Here is a 16,732-nt window from a genome sequence, read left to right as displayed (position 1 = left end):
CCTTGCTCTTCTACTTGGGTCTAACAAGTGCTAAACCATACTTCTGCCGGTCAATAAATGCGCCTGAAGCGGGCGAAGTTCTCCAGGCGGTCGGCGGCGTCCGCCGCGCTTTTGGCGGGTTCGGTCATCCGGGTGGCCAGCTCGCGGGCACGGGCGGCGTAATCCGGCGCGAGGATGGTCCGCAAATCCGCGACAAGCGATCGCTCGGTTGCGGTCGAAAAGCGCCGGGCGGTACCCACCTGGAGCCGCTTGACCGCGGCTCCGTAGACCGCGTGAACGAGGTCCCAATAGAGGATCAGTTGGGGCACCCCCGCGCGCATGGCAACAGGTGTGGTGCCCGAGCCGCCGTGGTGTACGACCGCGCGACAGTCGGGAAAGACGGTCGCATAATTCAGTGCGCCCACCACCTTGACGTGGTCGACGCGGGGGACGTCGCTGTAGTCAGTCCCGCCGGCGACCACCAAGGCCCGCTCGCCCAACTGCGCGCAGGCCGCGGCGATCATGGCGATCGTGTCGGCGGGAGATTCGACCGGAATGCTGCCGAATCCGAAGAAGATGGGCGGCGTTCCCGCGCCGATCCAGGACGAGACCTCGTCGTCCGCGTCCGTCGGCATTTCCAGCGTCAGCGTGCCCACAAACGGGCGCTGACCATCCCACTTCGCCCATTCGGCCGCCAGCCCCGGAAAGCACGCCTCGTCGTAGGCCTGGATTTCCAGCGATCCGCGTTCGGTAATCCGTCGCGGCGCGGACCCGGTTGCCTTGGGCAGGCCGAGCTCCCGGCGCTGGGCGTCTTCCGCCTTCTTCATCCCGCGCCACGACACCCACCAGAACGCCGCCACCGCCGCTCGCCGCAGCCGCGCCGGCAGGAAAGGCAGGGTCTGGCCGTTGGGGCGCAGCGGAAAGTAATGCAACGTGGCCAACGGAATGTCGTAGTACTCGGCGATGTTGGCGGCGGCGTCCTCGAAATTGATGCCGGTGAATATCAGGTCGGCCCCGTGCGCCAGCGACTTCAGCGTCGTGCTCATCTCCTGCCACCCCAGCAGCAGGGGCCCGGCGATCGCGAGCCGCGACCTGATCAGCTCCCGAACCCGCCAGGGGTGACTGAAAAAGCACGTCCAGAAATCGCGGTGCGAGTCCAGGATGGACCGCGCCTCGGGTCCGAAGCCGACCGCCCGAACCCCCGCCGCCTCGGTGAAGGCGACCAGATCGGGCGGGACGGCCATGCACACGTCGTGCCCCCGGAGCACCAGCTCGCGCCCGACGGCCAGGTTGGGCTCGACATCGCCGCGACTTCCCCAGCTTGCCAACACAAACTTCATCGCGGCCCTGGACCTAGGTCATCCGGTTCGGTCGCGCCGGCGGGCCGGGTCGAGCTTGCCGAGGCCGGTGATTTCCAGGCTGACCGACTTCCGTTGTCCGGCGGCACCGAGCATGAAGAAGATGTCGCCGACCGGAGCGCCCAACCAGAATCGCCAAAACCGCTTGCGGAAGAACTTCCAGACGTAGCTGCCGTCGCCCACCAACCAGTATCCGGCGATCCAGGGCAGATAGTAGGTCGCGCGCTTCCACCGCGAGACGACCATCTCGAGATTCATCTCCATGATCTCGAGGCCCCACGCGCGGTATCGCCACTGAAGCTCGTACTTGCTGACGAACTCGAAGAACGCCAGCATTTCGGCGTTGGTGACGAGGTATTCGTCGAAGACGAGGATGGATCCTTCGACGAAGCGGTCCTTGCAGGTTTCCAGCGCGTGCAGGCAACTTTCGTAGGTGTCCAAATCCATGTGGAACAACGCGATGGGCGCGGCGGGGTGTTCGGCCAAGAACGGGGCAAGGGTGTCGTAGGTGCTCCCCTTGACGAACTGCACCTTGCGGCCGAGCGCGTCGGGGACGCCGTCGTGCAAGCTCACGCCGGTGTCTTGCATCGAGCGTTGCGCGAGCGGTTCGGACAGCGAGAAGGTGCCCTGCCTGATGAGGGCCTGGTCGTCGATCTGCCAGTCCTCGACGAGGCCCTCGAAGGTGTCGAAGCCGTAGACCTGGCGGCCGGAAGCGTCCGACATGAGCCTCGTCGACCACCCGAGCCAGACGCCGAGGTCGAGCAGCAGTTCGTCGGAGTCCTCGCGGGTTGGTTTCGGTAGTCGCGACGCCTCCCACAACAGCGTGTGGCCGCGAATCTTGCACCGGCGCATGTCCTCGAGCGTGCGGGCGATGAACGCGCGATATGCGTCGTCGTATACCCGGGTGTCCCGGGCATACAGGTTCGGGATGTAGCGGTCGCGGTCGCGATAGACCAGGCGGGCGATCAGCCACAGCAGCAGAAGGCCGCCCAGCGCGGCGAGGAGGACCGGCTGGACATAGCAGGCCGCGGCCAGCAGAAGCGCGTCGCAGACGAGAACCGCTTTCCATACCGTGTGGAGATTCGTCCGATCGACGTCCGGACTTTGCACGGTCGGGCTATCGACGACGCTCACCGCACCTCCACGTTGGTCATGCGCGAGCTCCGCCTTCCCAAGACGATGAACAATGATTCGCAAACATACCCAATGCGTTCAACACGTGTGTGATACTTCCCCGGACCGGGGGGACACGTCCTCATTCTTCTTCTCTTCAAGGTTGCTTCGTGCTTCATGCCGACCGCGTTGGCCCCAGCGAAGGACTGCGGAGCCAGCGCTCAGTAGCGTCGGGCTTTCGCCCCGACATCGAGGGCCTGCGCGCTGTCGCGGTCGCTGCGGTTGTGCTTTTTCACGCCGGCCTGCCGGGTGTGGGCGGCGGGTTCGTCGGCGTGGACGTGTTCTTCGTCATCTCGGGCTTCTTGATCACCGGGCTGCTGTGGCGCGAGGTGAGCTCCGCCGGCACCGTGAAGTTGAGCCGCTTCTACGGAGCCCGAGCTCGGCGGCTGCTGCCGGCCTCGGCCGCGGTCGGGGTGGTCACCGCGATCTGCTCGGCCGTCCTGCTGCCCCCGTTACAGGCCCACGGCGTCCTGGTGGACGGCATCTACAGCGCTCTGTATGTCAGCAACAATCACTTCGCGCATGAGGGCTTGAGCTACTTCTCCCCCGCACAGCCGCCGTCGCCGTTTCAGCACTACTGGTCGCTGGGCGTCGAGGAGCAGTTCTACCTGGTGTGGCCCGCGTTGATCATCGGCACGACCTGGCTCATATGGCTCGTACGCCGGCGCACCAAGGCCGAAACCCCGTCCAGGCAGACCCCGTATCTGGTGGTCCTTGCCCTGGTCGCGGCGGTGTCGTTCACGCTATCGCTGGCCGCCACCTTCGTGGCGCCCTCGGTGGCGTTCTTTTCCCTGCCCACCCGGGCGTGGCAGTTGGCGGCGGGCGGCCTAGTGGCGCTCATGGCCACCCAATGGCGCCGCCTCCCGGCGCGCGCCGCCACCATCGCGGGATGGGCGGGTCTGGCGGTGATCCTGCTCGCCTGCAGCCTGCTCGGCCCGGGCACGCTGTATCCGGGCACCGCCGCGCTGCTGCCGGTGCTGGGTGCGGTACTGGTGATCGGCGCCGGCTGCGCCGCGCCCGCCGAGGGCTGCGGACGCGTGCTGGCTGCCACGCCGATGCGCGCGATCGGCCGCATCTCCTACTCCTTGTACTTGTGGCACTGGCCGGTGCTGCTGCTCGCACCGTTCGTCGTGGGCCATCCCCTGGGGTTGGCCGGCCGATTGGCCACGGTCCTCATCTCCGGCGGACTGGCCGTGCTCACGGTGCGTTTCATCGAGGACCCCTTCCGATTCGCCGCCCCGATACGCCGGTCCGCGCTCGCGAGCCTCGCGCTGGGTGGCGTCGCCACCGCGGCCGCGGTTTGCGTGGGCGTGGTGATGATCGCCCGGGTGCCCAACCCGGTCGGCGGCGGCGCGCCGGCCGCGCGGTTGACCATCACGGCATCGCCCCCCGCTCCGGGCTCCAGCATCGACGCGTACGACGCGGCGGTACACGACGCGTTCGCCCAGGTGCAGGCGGCGGTGGCGGCGGCGACAAACCTGAGGGCGGTGCCGTCGAACCTGGAGCCATCTCTCGCCCACGCGGCCGCCGAATACCGAGCCGAGTTCTTCAACGGCTGCCAACACAATCTGTTGGGAGGCGGCCAGCCCGGGTGCGTGATGGGCGATACCGCCTCGAAGACGACGGTGGCCCTCTTGGGTGACTCGCATGCCACGATGTGGGCTCCGGCGTTTCAGCAGGTCGCCGAACAGCGGCACTGGCGGCTGGACACCCTGACCAAAGGGGCGTGTCCCCCGATGAGCCTGCCCATCACCGGCTTCGTCGCCCGCATGGTCGACTACTTTCAACGCTGCGAGCAGTGGCGTGGGGAGGTCATGGCCCGGTTGCGCGCCGAGCACCCCGGGCTGGTCGTGGTGAGCATGTCCCGCGGGTACGGCGGCCTGGACTACCTGCCCAAGCCGTACGACCGGGCCTGGTCCGACGGCCTGACCCGCCTGGTGCAGCAGCTGCGCGGTGCCGGCTCACAGGTGCTGGTGCTCGGGCCGGTTCCGAATCCTTACGAGTCGGTGCCGATCTGCCTGTCCGATCACCTCGACGACGCGACGGCCTGCTCGTCGCCCCGGGCGAAGGCGCTGAACCGAGCTGGCATCGCCGATGAGACCGCGGCCACCAAGGCCGGCGGCGGACGCTACGAAAACCTCACCCCGCTGTTCTGCGCCGGCGACCGGTGCCCGGTCATCGTCGCCAACACCATGGTGTATTTCGACGATCACCTGACCAGCCAGTACGCGCAGGCGCTCGCGCCCGCGATGGGCGCGCTGGCCGACCGCGCGCTGTCCGGCGCGGCAGCCACGGATACGCTGCCCGGCCGCACCTCTACCGGCGGTTGATCCGTCCGGCAGGACAGTCGTTTTCCTACCGTCGATACCGCTGACCGAGCTGCAAGGTCTGGGTATGATCACGCGGACCGCACCCAGGCGATGCCTGTCAATGCCTGCCGGTCACCTGATTTCCACCGAGCAACCGGAGGCGTCGGCCCTTGTCAACACCCGTTCTCATCACTGGCGGGGCCGGATTCATCGGGTCGTCGCTCGCGCGCCGCCTCGTCGGCGCCGGTTACGACGTCGCCGTCATGGACGTCCTGCACCCACAGGTGCACGGCAAAAGCGCGGCGATCGACCTCCCGCCGTCGGTGCGGTTCTTCACCGGCGACGTCACCCACGCCCCGGACTGCGACGCCGTGCTTCGGTTGGTCCGCCCGACCCAGATCGTCCATCTGGCGGCCGAGACGGGAACGGCGCAGTCGCTTTCCGAGGCCACCCGCCACGGTTCGGTGAACGTGGTGGGAACGACCCAACTGCTCGATGCGCTGAGCCGCTCGGGACACGCGCCCGACCAGTTGGTGCTGGCGTCGTCACGGGCCGTCTACGGCGAGGGCTCCTGGCAATGCGGCTCGCAGATCTTCTACCCGCAGCCCCGCAGCCACGCGCAGCTGCAGGCCGGTATCTGGGATCCGCAGGGGCCCACCGACGATCCGGTGGTCCCGCTTGCGAGCTGCGCCGGCCGAACCGAGCCCCGGCCCACCAACATCTATGCCGCGACCAAGCTCGCCCAAGAGCACATCCTGGCCGCTTGGACGGCCGCGCACGACACCAACCTCAGCATGCTGCGCCTGCAGAACGTCTACGGACCGGGACAGTCGCTGACCAACTCCTACACCGGAATCGTCGCCCTTTTCGCACGACTGGCGCGGCAGCGGTGCGCGCTGGAAGTCTACGAAGACGGACACATCCTGCGTGACTTCGTCTACATCGACGACATCGTCGAGGCCCTGTTCGCCGCGATCGAGAAACCCGCGAACGGGACGCGCTGCCTCGACATCGGGTCGGGAATCCCGACGACCATCCATCAGCTGGCGGAAAAGATCGCCACCATCTGCGACGCCCCCCGACCGAACGTCGTCGGGAAATTCCGCGACGGTGACGTACGCGCCGCCAGGTGCGACATCGACCCGGCCAAGAACGAGCTCGACTGGCGTCCGAAGTGGACGCTCGAGGACGGTCTGCCCGCCCTGCTGGAATGGATCGGCGAGCAACCCGAATCCTCGGCGTAGCAGCGGCTCGGGGCCCGGCCGGTGGGCCCGCGAATAGTGGTGAAGTCGCTCAGGCGTGTTGAACGCGTGTGTGATAATTCCTCGATTCAAAGAACGTGTCCGCTTCCAGGTAGGTGACCTTGCGCCAGTCCGACAGCGTTCGCCCTACCGAAGAGGCGCGGGGTCGGCCCTCGGCACAGTCGCGGTTCCGACCGGATATCGAGGGGTTGCGCGCCGTCGCCGTGCTGGCGGTAGTCCTGTTTCACGCGGACGTGCCGGGGATCGGCGGTGGATTCGTCGGCGTAGACGTCTTTTTCGTCATCTCCGGCTTCTTGATCACCGGACTGCTGTGGCGCGAGGTGAGCAGCGCCGGCACCGTCCGGCTGGGCAAGTTCTACGGGGCCCGGGCCCGCCGACTGCTGCCGGCGTCGGCCACCGTGGGCGTCGCCACCCTGATCGGCTCGGCCGTCCTGCTCCCCCCGTTACAGGCCCGAAGCGTCATCTTCGACGGCATCGCCAGCGCCCTGTATGTCAGTAACTACTGGTTCATTCAGCAAGGCGTCGACTACTTCGGCGGCATGGCGCCGGCTTCGCCGTTCCAGCACTACTGGTCGCTCGGGGTGGAGGAGCAGTTCTACCTGATCTGGCCGGCCCTGATCATCGGGACGGCGTGGCTGATCCGGCGTGCGCGTCGGCGCACCAACACGGACGCCGCCTCCTCGCCTTCATCTCAGCGTCCCTATCTCGTGGTCCTGGCGCTGGTCGCGGCCGCGTCGTTCGCGCTCTCCCTGGCGGTCACCTATCTGGCGCCCCCCGTGGCGTTCTTTTCGCTGCCCACCCGGGCCTGGCAGTTGGCCGCCGGCGGGCTGATCGCCCTCACCGCCGGCCAGTGGCGACGCTTGCCGGCACGATCCGCCGCGCTCGTCGGATGGGCGGGCCTCGCGGCGATCCTGGTGGCCAGCAACCAGTTGAGCTCGTCCACCCTGTACCCGGGTACCGCCGCGCTGCTGCCCACACTCGGTGCGATGTTGGTGATCGGCGCCGGCTGTGCCACTCCGTCGCAGGGATGCGGCCGGCTGTTGGGCACGTCGCCGATGCGCGCGATCGGCCGGATCTCCTATTCGTGGTACCTGTGGCACTGGCCGGTGCTGCTGCTCGCCCCGGCGTTGCTGGGTCACCCGCTCGGGCTGGCCGCCCGGTTGACGGCGGCCATCGTCTCCGGAGCGCTGGCCGCACTCACGCTGCGATTCATCGAAAACCCGCTGCGGTTCGCCGATCCCGTGCGCCGCTCGGCGCGGGCCAGCCTCGCGCTCGGCGGAGCGGCCACCGCGGTGGCGGTCTGTGTGGGCGTGGCGCTGCTGCTGTGGGTGCCCACCCCGGTGGGGCGCGGCGCACCGGCCGCGCCGCTGTCCATCACCGCGGCGCCTGCCGCGGCGGGCTCCGGCATGGCCGCCTACGACGCCGCGGTACAGCAGGCGTTCGCGCAGGCGCACGCCGCGGTCGCGGCATCGGCCGACCTACGGGCCGTACCGTCGAACCTCGATCCCCCACTGGCCGACGCCGCGGAGGAACACCGGGCCTTGTTCCGCGACGGCTGCATGCGCAATTTCTTCCAAGACGGACAGCCCGAGTGCGCCGGCGGCGACACCGCCTCGGCGACGACGGTGGCGCTGGTCGGCGACTCCACCGCCGCGATGTGGAACCCGGCCTTGCAGCAGGTCGCCACCCAGCGGCACTGGCGGCTGGAGATGATGTCCAAGGCGGGTTGCCCCTTGCTGGACCTGCGCATCCTCAGCCCCACCCTGCACCGGGAATACACCGAGTGCACGCGGTGGCGCGGTCAGATCATCGCGCGGGTGGGCGCCGAGCACCCGCGGCTGATCGTGCTCGACGTGATGCGCCGCTACGGCGACCGCTATGGTTTGCCGTCGGGGTTCACGTCCTACGACTCGGCGTGGAACAGCAGCTTCTTCCGGCTGGTGCGGGAGTTGCGCGGCACCGGCGCGCAGGTGCTGGTGCTCGGGCCCATCCCCGACCCGCAGTCGTATGTGCCGATCTGCCTCTCCGGCCACCTCGACGACGCCACGGCCTGCTCGCCACCTAGATCGACCGCGGTGAACGAGCCCGGCATCACCGCCGAATCCGCCGCCACCGCCGCCGGCGGCGGACAATACGCCGACCTCACCGACTTGTTCTGCACGACCAATCGCTGCCCGGTGATCGTCGGCAACACCCTGGTTTATCTCGACCCCGGGCATCTGACTTTCCAATACGCCCGGCTGCTGGCACCGGCGATCGCGGCGCTGGCCGACCGCGCGCTGGCCCACGGTTGAGCCCGCCGGTCAGCCGATCCGCTTGAGGCGCGCGAAGTTTTCCACCAGATCGGCGGTGACCGCAACGCTCTCGGCGGGTTTGGTCATCCGGGCGGCGAGGTCGCGGGCATGGATGGCGCATTGCGGATCGAGGATGGTGCGCAGGTCCGCGACCAACGATTTCTCGGTGGTGGCCGAAAAGCGCCGGCCGGTGCCGACTTTCAGGCGTTTGACCCGAGCTCCCCAGAGCCCCTGATCGGGCAACGTCCAGAGGATCAACGTCGGCAGTCCCGCGCGCAGGCCCGCGTTCGTGGTGCCGCAGCCGCCGTGGTGCACGAACGCGCGGCAGGCGGGCAACGCCGCGGCGTAGTTCATCACGCCCACGACCTTGACGTGCTCGGAGTGGGGGACGTTGCTGTAGTCCGAGCCGGCCGCGCACACCAGCGCCCGCTCGCCCAACTGGGCGCACGCCGAGCTGATAATCGCGAGCGTGTCGGCAGCGGATTCGACGCCGACGCTGCCGAATCCGAAGCAGATCGGCGGCGTTCCGGCGGCGATCCACGACGCGACTTCCTCGTCGGCGTCCGTCGGCAACTCCATCGTCAGTGCGCCGACGAACGGCCGTCGCCCGCCGAATTTCGCCCATTCGGCCGCCAGCCCGGGGTAGCACACCTCGTCGTAGGCCTGGATTTCCAGGGACCCGCGTTCGGCGATCCGGCGCGGCCAGGGGCTCGTCGCCTCCGGCAAACCGAGGTCGCGGCGCTGGGCATCCTCGACCTGTTTTCCTCCGCGCCAGGCCAGCCAGTCGAGCGTGCGCGTCGCGGAGCGGGCCAGCGGCGCCGGCAGGAACGGCAGCAGCCGGCCGTTGGCCCGCAGCGGGAAGATATGCAGGGTGGCCAGCGGGATGCCGCAGTACTCCGCCGCGTTCAGCGCGTCGTCCTCGAAGTTCATGCCGGTCAGCAGCAGGTCGGACCCCTCGGCCAGCGAGATCAGCGTCGCGCTGACCTCCGGCCGGCACTGAGAAAGCGGGGCCGAATACTCGGCCGACAACCTGCCCAGCTCCCGGATCTTCCAGGGGGTGGCGAACAGGCCCGCCCAGAAATCGCGATGCGGGTCCAGGATGGCTTTCAACTCGGGCCCGTAGGCGACCGCCGTAGGCCCGGCCGCCTCGGTGAAGGCGACCATTTCGGGGGCGACGGCCATGTGCACGTCGTGCCCGCGGCGCACCAGCTCGCGGCCGACAGTGACGTAGGGCTCGACTTCGCCGCGAGTTCCCCAGTTTGCCAGCACGAATTTCATCGGCGAGATCCTTTGCCTTTCTCGGGTCCCCGGCTCAGCCGCCCAGCAGCATAACCAGGCCGCCGCTCAGGAGTGGCGGATTCGGCCGAGAGGCATTGAACGTGTGTGTGATAATGCCTCGATTCGATGAACGCCTCCTCAGACAGGTGGGTGACCGTGGTCCAGGCCGAAAGCGTTAGCCCGATCGGGGCGGCGCAAGATCGGCGCTCGGCACACAAGGAATTCCGCCCGGACATCGAGGGCCTGCGCGCCTTGACGCTGGTGGCCATCCTTCTCTTTCACGCCGACGTGCCCGGCGCGAGCGGTGGGTTCGTCGGCCCGGACATCTTCTTCATCATCTCGGGTTTCGTCATCACCGGGCAGCTGTGGCGCGAGGTGAGCGGCACCGGCACGATCGGACTGCGCAAGTTCTATGCCGCACGCGTCCGCCGCCTGCTGCCGGTTGCCGCCCTCATCGGCAGCGTGACCGTGATCGCCTCGGCCGTCCTGTTGTCGCCGTTGCAGGCCAAAGGCGTGGTGGAGGATGGCATCGCCTGCGCGCTGTACGTCGGCAACTACTGGTTCATTCACGAAAACGTCGACTACTTCGGCGGCCATCAGCCGCCGTCGCCGTTCCAGCACTACTGGACGCTGGGCGTGGAGGAGCAGTTCTACCTGGTGTGGCCGGTGCTGATCATCGGTACCTGGTGGCTGATCCGGCGCACGCGCCGGCGCACAGCCACTACTACTAATACTTTGTCGAACGCTCCCAAGCGCACCTTCCTGACGGTCTTTGCGCTGGTCGCGATTTCGTCGTTCGTACTCTCGCTGCTGACCACGTACCTGGTGCCCCCGGCGGCGTACTTCTCGCTGCCCACGCGGGCCTGGGACCTGGCCGTCGGCGGCATGCTGGCCCTCACGGCCAACCAGTGGCGTCGGCTGCCGGCGCGCGCCGCCGCGATCACCGGATGGGCGGGGCTGGGCCTGATCGTGCTGGTCTGCAACCGGCTGACCCCGGCCACGCCGTATCCGGGCACCGCCGCGATATGGCCGTTGCTCGGCACGGTCCTGGTGATCGGCGCCGGCTGCGCCCTCCCCACGCAGGGCGCCGGCCGCATCCTGGCGTTCAAGCCGATGCGCGAGATGGGCCGGTTGTCCTACTCGTGGTATCTGTGGCACTGGCCGGTGCTGGTCCTGGCGGCGCCGTTGCTCGGCCATCAGCTGGGGCTGGTCGGCAGGCTGGTGGCCGTCGTGATCTCCGGCGGCTTGGGGATTCTCACGCTGCGCTTTGTCGAGAACCCGCTGCGCTACGCCGCCCCGCTGCGCAAGTCCCCGCTGGCCAGTTTCGCGGTCGGCGCGACCGCCACCGCGGTGGCAGTGGGTGTGGGCGTGGCGATGCTGGCGTGGATACCGATCCCGGTCGGCCGCGGCGCCCCGGGCACGGCGCTGACCATCACCGCGGCACCCGTCCCACCGGGCGCCGGCATGGACGCCTACGACGCTGCGGTGCAGCAGGCGTTCGCGCAGGCGCAGGCCGCCGTCGCGGCGTCGGCCGACCTGAGGGCCGTCCCGTCGAACCTGCAACCCCCGGTGGCCGAAGCAACGGCCGGCCAGACTGCGATGTGGTCCAGCGGCTGCTTCCGCGGGGCCAACCAAAGCGGGCAGCCCGAGTGCGCGACGGGTGACACCGGCTCGAGCACGACGGTCGCCCTGGTCGGCGACTCGCACGCCGCCATGTGGGACCCGGCGTTTCAGCAGATCGCCGAACAGCGGCACTGGCGGCTGGAGATGATGGCCAAGGCGGGCTGCCCGTTGCTCGACGTGCCCATCGCCAAACACCTCGACGGCCTGATCGAAAGCTTCATGCACTGCGACCAGTGGCGGGCGCTGATCCTGGCCCGGCTGCGCGCCGAACACCCGCGGCTGGTCGTGGTGAGTATGTCGCGCGAGCACAGCGAGGGCAGCTGGCAGGCGGGCTACACGCCCTACGACCCCGCGTGGATCGACAGCCTCAGCCGCCTGGTGCAGCAGCTGCGCAGCGACGGCGCCAAGGTGTTGGTGCTCGGACCGGTCCCGGACCCGGGCACGGTGGTACCGCAATGCCTGTCCGGCCACCTCGGCGACGCCGCGGCCTGCTCGCCGCCACGGTCGTCCGCGGTGAACGACGCCGGGATCACGGCCGAGACCACCGCCACCAAGGCCAGCGGCGGGCAGTACGCCGACCTGACCGAGCTGTTCTGCACCACGAACCGCTGCCCCGTCATCGTCGGAAACACCATGGTTTACCTCGACTGGAACCACATCACAGCCGAGTACTCCGGGCAGTTGGCACCGGCGATGGGCGCGCTCGCCGACCGCGCGCTCGCCCGCTAGTCCCCCGCGGGCCCCTTGAGATACCAGGGGTTGGCCCGCGCCCAGTCGATGGTGCGGCGGATCCCCTCCTCGACGTCGACCTTGAGGCGCCAACCCAGCTCGCGCTGCGCCTTGGTGGAGTCCGGGATACGACGAGGGATGTCCTCGTAGCGACCCCCATAGCGCGCCGCCGTGTCGACGACTTCGGGTTCCGACACCGAGTCAACGTTGGCGATCTTGATCGCCAGCTCGATCGCGTCGCGCATTGTGGTCTCGGTCATGCTCCCGATGTTGTAGGCCTCACCGATCGCCGCGTCGCTGTCGGCCGCCAGCAGGGTGCCGGCGATGGCGTCGTCGACGTAGGTGAAGCACCGCGTTTGGTCACCCGAGTCGTAGAGCAGCGGTGGGAGACCATTGAGGATGCGGTGAACGGTCTGCGAGATCACGAAGATCGGGTTCTGCCGGGGGCCGTAGACGTTGAAGTACCGTACGACCGTCACCGGCAGTCCGTGGGCGGCGTGCATCGCGAAGACCAGGTGCTCGGCCATGGCCTTGCTGGTGCTGTAGCTCCAGCGGGCCGTTCTGGTGGAGCCGAGTACGCGGTCGTCGTCCTCCGCCCACGGGGGGTTGGGGTTCTTGCCGAACACCTCGGAGGTGCTGGCGAACACCACGCGGGTGCCGTGCCGCTGGCTCAGCTCCAGGACGTTGCGCGTGCCGGTCACGTTGACGTCGAGAACCTGCAGCGGGTCCTTCATATAGTTCTTGACGCCGACGACCGCGGCCAGGTGGAAGACCTTGTCGACGCCGGGCGTCAGGGCCTCGGATAGCGCGGCCAGGTCGGTGACGTCGCCTTGCACGAACCGGAAGTTGGCGTGCCGGTCGAAGTCGATGCTGGTGTCGCGAGTGTTCTTTGCCTGGTCGAAGACCGTCACCGTGTCGCCCCGGTCCAGCAGTGTGGACACCAGATGCGACCCGATCAGGCCGTAGCCGCCCGTTACGACGACATGGGACATATTCGCTCTTTCAGTTCTATGTACGGGTTTACCTTCGCCTGCAGTATGGCTACCGGCCGATCCCCTTGTACACGAAACCGGCGGCGCGCACCGCCGCTGGATCGAAGCTGTTGCGTCCATCGAGGAACACGCAGCCGGGCGCCGTCAGATCCGCCAGGCGGGCCAGCGGGATCTGGTGGAATTCCCGGTGGCCGGCAAGCACTACCAGGGCGTCGGCATCCTTGACCGCCGACTCGATGTCCGGGGTCAACGGAATATTGGTCACCGTGGGCGCCTCCTCGTCGGGCACCCAGGGGTCATGGATGGACAGCTCGCAGCCGGACGCCTCGAGCAACTCGACGACGTACTTGGTGGGCGTGAGCCGGCAGTCGCCGGTGTTGTTCTTGAACGCGATGCCCAGCACCGCGATCTTGCTGGTCTCGATCGCCTTGTTCTGCTCGGCGAGCAGCTGGGTGAGCAACCCATAGGTGTAGGCGGGCATGGTGTCGTTGACCGTGCGCGACGTGCGCGGGATGCCCAGCTCCAACCCCAGCGACTGGCCCAGATGATTGACGAACCACGGATCCTTGGTCAGGCAGTAGCCACCGACGCCCATGCTCGGCCGCAGGATGTTCACCTTGTGCGTGCCCTTGGGCATCGAGTTGGCCGCGTCGATGACCTGCAGCCCGTCCATGTTCAGCCGGTCGCACACCTTGGCCAGTTCGTTGGCCATCGCGATGTTCAGATCAATCCAGAGGTTGTCGGCGAGTTTCACCATCTCGGCCGTCCGCGGGTCGTCGACGACGATGGATTCCACGCCCAGGGCATGACGCCACAGCGTCGAGCAGGCCCGCGCGGTGACCTCGTCGACCGCGCCGACCACCACCGGGATCGACGTCAGCTCGTGGATGGCCTGGCCCTCGGCGAGCCTTTCCGGGCAAAACGCCAACCCGAAGTCGACCCCTGCCTGCAGCCCCGAGACCTCTTCGAGGATCGGCAACACGATGTTTTCGGTGGTGTCGGGCGGGACCGTGCTCTTGAGGATGACCAGGTGGCCGGGGTGCAGGTGCTCCCCCACCGCCCGCGCCGCCGCCTTGATGTCATCGACGATGGGCTCGTAGTCCGGACCCAGCGGCGTCCCGACCGTCACGATGACGAAGTCATTGTGGGCCAGGGCGCCGAAATCGGTGGTGGCCCGAAGGCGGCCGACGCGCACGTTGGTGGCCACCATCTCGCCGAGCCCCGGCTCGGGCACACTCGTCTTGCCCGAGTTGATCTCGTCGACGACGTTCTGCCGCACGTCGATCCCGGTCACGGGCCAACCGCGATCGGCCAGCACGGCACCGATCACCGTGCCGATGTAGCCGAAGCCGACGACTGCGATCCCTGACCGCATGCCACGGACAAGTAAATCGGTCTCAGCGTCGCTGCGCCCGAACACGCCTTCAGCCATCGCGGAACCCAACCCTTCGGTCCCCCGTGCGCGTTGTGGAATGGAAGGGGCCTCCCGCCCCTGGCTAACCCGTCCGGCAGTCTAATCCAACACCGGTACAATAGACCAGAAGTTTGGACAGGCGTCCGGAGCTGGGCTGGGAGTACCGCCTGTGGGCGACCGCGATAGACCGGAAGATCCCCGCGCATGACTGATAAGGTCCCCGGCATGGGCCTGTTCGTGCGCGAATACGGGCCGGCCGGGGCACCGACAATCGTCTTCCTGCACGGCGCGTATACGAGCGGCTGGTACTGGGAACCGGTGGTCGAACGCCTGCAGCAATACCGCTGTCTGGTCCCCGATCTGCCGCACTACGGCAAAAGCTTCGAGCAGGGGCCGTTCGAGATGGGCCGGGCCGCCGCGGCGGTGGCGGAGCTGATCCGCTCCCGGGTCGACACGGGCAGGGCGCACGTGGTGGGGCTCTCGCTCGGGGCCCAAGTCGGGGTGCAGTTGCTGGCAACCGAGCCGAAGCTCGTCGATCGGGCGGTGCTGTGCGGGACCATCCTCAACAGGGTGCCGTTCGTGGAGGTGACGCGGCGCCTGATGTCACTGCCCGCCCGGAACTCGGCGTACCGCTGGATGGTCCGTCGCTACCGGACTGCTTGGCAGGCAAGGGTTCCCGCGCCCCACATCGACGACTACCGCGAGGATGTACGCCTGATAACCAGCGGGCAGCTCGCCGACGTGACGATGGCGTCCTCGGGTTTCAGGCTTCCCGCGGAACTCGGCCAATCCGATTCGCCCACGATGTTCGTGACCGGCGCCAAGGAGTTGCCGCTCGTCCGGCGATGGGCCGCGGCGCTCGCCGAGCAAATGCCCAACGGAGTCGACCGGGTCGCACTCGGCATGCCCCATGACTGGCCCACGCGCTATCCCGAGCTCTTCGCGCGCACCCTCGACGCGTGGTTCACCGATGGTGCGCTGCCGCCCGAGATCGCGCTGCCGAAGTCGCGCCGTCGCTGAGCGGCTCAGCCCGGCTGGCGTAACGGGAGGCCGGCGGCGCGATAGATCGCGTCGATGACGGTCATGTTCTCGATCGCGCCGTCCGCGGTCGTCTTCACCGGCTCCCCACGCAGCACCGCCCCGGCGAACGCGTCGAGCTGGTACGCGTAGGTGGTGCGCCGCGGGAAGCGCTCCACCCGCTTTCCGTCGGCCGAGCGGAGCGAGAGCCGGGGCAGCAGGTGCGGCGCCGCCGGGCTGAAGTAGCTCAGCTGGCCGCGATCGCCGATGATCTTGGCGTTCGCCCAGAACAGATTCGACGACCACAGCGCACAATGCAGCCGGCCCGTGTGCCCGTTTTCGAACCGCACCTCCGCCGTCATGACCCGGTCCACCTGAGGACCGTCCAGTTTCGCCTTCGCGGAGACGACTTCGGGCGTCGAGCCGCCGAACGTGCGGAGCATGTCGACCGTATAAACGCCGGCATCCATCACCGCGCCGCCGGCGAGGGAGTAGTCGTAGACGTTGGCGTTGGAGCGCTTCGGCAGCAGCACGCAGACGGCGACCTCCACCCGCTCCAGCTTGCCCAGCTCCCCCGACGCGATGATCTGCTCGACGCGCTGGGTGAGCGGATGGAAGCGGTATTGGAGCGCCTCCATCACGACCCGGTCCGACTTGCCGGCAAGTTCGGCGATCTCGCGGGCCTCGGCGGCGTTGGCGGTGAACGGCTTTTCACACAGCACGTGCTTGCCGGCGTCGAGCGTGGCCCGGGTCCACCTGCCGTGCACGCTGGTCGGCAGCAGGTTGTAGACCGCGTCCAGCTCCGGGTCGGCGACCAGCGCCTCGTAGCTGTCGTGGGCCCGGGGGATGCCGTGTTTGGCGGCGAAGTCCCGGGCGCGGGACGCATCGCGGGAGGCCACCGCCGCCACGACGACCTCCGCGTTCTCCTTGGCCGGCGTCAGGAACGTCGTCGGCGCCCAACGTGAAGCACCCAGAATGCCGATCCGTACCGGGGCGCCGCCTGCAGACATGGGGGCGATGCTAACAGCCGATCCGGCTGGCCACCGCAACAATTTTGAACGGATCGGACGACGGCAACGCGATGCTAGGATCGCGATTCGCCCCGGACCGGGCAAAGCGTTGGACATCATCCGCTGAGGAGCTCGATTGGCTGACGGCGAGCTGAGCGCGCGCGAGGCCGAACGCGTTGTGTGGGACGTGATCGTCGTAGGCACCGGCATGGGCGGCGGGATGCTGGGCTTGTCGCTGGCCCGCGCCGGCCGCCGGGTGCTGTTCGTCGAAAAGGGCCGCTCCACACTGCCCGG

12 protein-coding genes are annotated in these 16,732 nt (G+C 68.3%); 6 read left to right on the top strand and 6 right to left on the bottom strand.

Features of this window, described 5'->3' with window-relative positions; genetic code table 11:
* Nucleotides 1–50: 50 nt before the first annotated feature.
* Nucleotides 51–1,319, bottom strand: coding sequence for a glycosyltransferase (locus tag N415_RS19815; protein ID WP_068185761.1), 1,269 nt, complete (start codon nucleotides 1,317–1,319; stop codon nucleotides 51–53).
* Between the two features lie 18 nt (nucleotides 1,320–1,337).
* Complete coding sequence (locus tag N415_RS19810) at nucleotides 1,338–2,471, bottom strand: class I SAM-dependent methyltransferase (RefSeq protein ID WP_068185758.1); 1,134 nt, start codon at nucleotides 2,469–2,471, stop codon at nucleotides 1,338–1,340.
* Between the two features lie 185 nt (nucleotides 2,472–2,656).
* Here N415_RS19810 and N415_RS19805 point away from each other — a divergent pair, with 185 nt between their 5' ends.
* From N415_RS19805 to N415_RS19795, 3 genes are all read left to right on the top strand, one after another.
* On the top strand, nucleotides 2,657–4,840 hold the full coding sequence (locus tag N415_RS19805) for an acyltransferase family protein (RefSeq protein ID WP_239645626.1): 2,184 nt from the start codon (nucleotides 2,657–2,659) through the stop codon (nucleotides 4,838–4,840).
* Between the two features lie 149 nt (nucleotides 4,841–4,989).
* Complete coding sequence (locus N415_RS19800) at nucleotides 4,990–6,063, top strand: NAD-dependent epimerase/dehydratase family protein (protein ID WP_068185752.1); 1,074 nt, start codon at nucleotides 4,990–4,992, stop codon at nucleotides 6,061–6,063.
* Nucleotides 6,064–6,182: 119 nt separating this feature from the next.
* Complete coding sequence (locus tag N415_RS19795) at nucleotides 6,183–8,375, top strand: acyltransferase family protein (protein ID WP_239645625.1); 2,193 nt, start codon at nucleotides 6,183–6,185, stop codon at nucleotides 8,373–8,375.
* A gap of 9 nt (nucleotides 8,376–8,384) precedes the next feature.
* Here the strand turns inward: N415_RS19795 and N415_RS19790 are convergent, their stop codons facing one another.
* Nucleotides 8,385–9,653, bottom strand: a complete 1,269-nt coding sequence (locus tag N415_RS19790) for a glycosyltransferase (protein WP_068185748.1) — start codon at nucleotides 9,651–9,653, stop codon at nucleotides 8,385–8,387.
* A gap of 126 nt (nucleotides 9,654–9,779) precedes the next feature.
* On the opposite strand from N415_RS19790, the gene N415_RS19785 reads away from it, so the two are divergent.
* Nucleotides 9,780–12,005 carry an acyltransferase family protein gene (locus N415_RS19785; RefSeq protein WP_068185745.1) on the top strand — a complete coding sequence of 742 codons (2,226 nt, stop codon included), beginning with the start codon at nucleotides 9,780–9,782 and terminating at the stop codon, nucleotides 12,003–12,005.
* Here the strand turns inward: N415_RS19785 and N415_RS19780 are convergent.
* Together N415_RS19780 and N415_RS19775 are read right to left on the bottom strand one after the other, a co-directional pair.
* Entirely contained in the window at nucleotides 12,002–12,997 is a 996-nt protein-coding gene (locus tag N415_RS19780; protein ID WP_068185742.1) for a GDP-mannose 4,6-dehydratase, read from the bottom strand. The two genes, N415_RS19785 and N415_RS19780, sit on opposite strands and share 4 nt — an antisense overlap.
* Before the next feature lie 49 nt (nucleotides 12,998–13,046).
* A complete protein-coding gene (locus N415_RS19775; protein WP_068185739.1) occupies nucleotides 13,047–14,372 on the bottom strand; it encodes a nucleotide sugar dehydrogenase in 1,326 nt (441 codons plus the stop codon).
* 243 nt (nucleotides 14,373–14,615) lie between these two features.
* On the opposite strand from N415_RS19775, the gene N415_RS19770 reads away from it, so the two are divergent.
* On the top strand, nucleotides 14,616–15,431 hold the full coding sequence (locus N415_RS19770) for an alpha/beta hydrolase (RefSeq protein ID WP_081665366.1): 816 nt from the start codon (nucleotides 14,616–14,618) through the stop codon (nucleotides 15,429–15,431).
* Between the two features lie 5 nt (nucleotides 15,432–15,436).
* Here N415_RS19770 and N415_RS19765 read toward each other — a convergent pair whose 3' ends face one another.
* Nucleotides 15,437–16,438 (bottom strand): Gfo/Idh/MocA family oxidoreductase, encoded by a 1,002-nt coding sequence (locus N415_RS19765; protein WP_068185733.1) that lies wholly within the window; start codon nucleotides 16,436–16,438, stop codon nucleotides 15,437–15,439.
* Nucleotides 16,439–16,616: 178 nt separating this feature from the next.
* Here N415_RS19765 and N415_RS33125 point away from each other — a divergent pair.
* Nucleotides 16,617–16,732: FAD-binding protein (locus N415_RS33125; protein WP_343203462.1), on the top strand; the 116-nt coding region annotated here is incomplete at its 3' end.

The sequence above is a fragment of the Mycobacterium sp. UM_CSW genome, assembly GCF_000455205.1.
Taxonomy (GTDB): domain Bacteria; phylum Actinomycetota; class Actinomycetes; order Mycobacteriales; family Mycobacteriaceae; genus Mycobacterium.
This window is presented reverse-complemented; position numbering and strand designations above follow the sequence as displayed.

Coding starts and splice junctions, on each gene's coding strand:
- N415_RS19815 (WP_068185761.1), bottom strand. CDS start 1,319: ATGAAGTTTGTGTTGGCAAGCTGGGGAAGTCGCGGCGATGTCGAGCCC.
- N415_RS19790 (WP_068185748.1), bottom strand. CDS start 9,653: ATGAAATTCGTGCTGGCAAACTGGGGAACTCGCGGCGAAGTCGAGCCC.
- N415_RS19785 (WP_068185745.1), top strand. CDS start 9,780: ATGAACGCCTCCTCAGACAGGTGGGTGACCGTGGTCCAGGCCGAAAGC.
- N415_RS19780 (WP_068185742.1), bottom strand. CDS start 12,997: ATGTCCCATGTCGTCGTAACGGGCGGCTACGGCCTGATCGGGTCGCAT.
- N415_RS19775 (WP_068185739.1), bottom strand. CDS start 14,372: ATGCGGTCAGGGATCGCAGTCGTCGGCTTCGGCTACATCGGCACGGTG.
- N415_RS19770 (WP_081665366.1), top strand. CDS start 14,616: ATGACTGATAAGGTCCCCGGCATGGGCCTGTTCGTGCGCGAATACGGG.
- N415_RS19765 (WP_068185733.1), bottom strand. CDS start 16,438: ATGTCTGCAGGCGGCGCCCCGGTACGGATCGGCATTCTGGGTGCTTCA.